The organism is Streptomyces sp. SID13666, from assembly GCF_010548325.1.
Lineage (GTDB): Bacteria > Actinomycetota > Actinomycetes > Streptomycetales > Streptomycetaceae > Actinacidiphila > Actinacidiphila fildesensis.
Genome location: NZ_JAAGLX010000189.1, coordinates 1 through 439 on the forward strand (window position 1 = coordinate 1; position 439 = coordinate 439).

Genomic DNA, 439 nt, shown 5'->3' on the forward strand with positions numbered 1-439 from the left:
CGCCCGGGCCCGCAACGGCGTCCCCACACCCGCGATCTCGGCGTCCGAGAGAGCGGCCATGGGGGAGACCACCGCGGCTCGCCGGGCCGGCAGATAGGCCGCCAGGAAGGTGACCCCGAGCCCGACGGCGTACGACGACACGGGAGTGACCCAGCCCACCACCATGTCCGCCGAGCTGAGGTTCATGCCGAACGCGCTCATCAGCTGGATCAGTCCGGCCGCGAGCCCGATCCCGGCGGCGAGGCCGAGCGTCAAGCCGACCAGGCCGAGCAGCACCGCCTCGGTCAGCACGGACCGGCGCACCTGTCGCCGGTCGGCGCCGAGTGCCCGCAACAAGCCCAGTGCGCGGGTGCGTTGGGCGATCAGCATCGAGAAGGTATTGACGATCAGGAAGACCCCGACGACCACCGCGATCCCGGCGAAGCCCAGCATCACGCAC

The 439-nt window shown here is 71.5% G+C and carries 1 protein-coding gene; it reads right to left on the minus strand.

Features of this window, described 5'->3' with window-relative positions:
- Positions 1-439, minus strand: a 439-nt coding sequence (locus tag G3I60_RS44030) for an ABC transporter permease (protein ID WP_164608585.1), incomplete at both ends; no start/stop codon positions are given.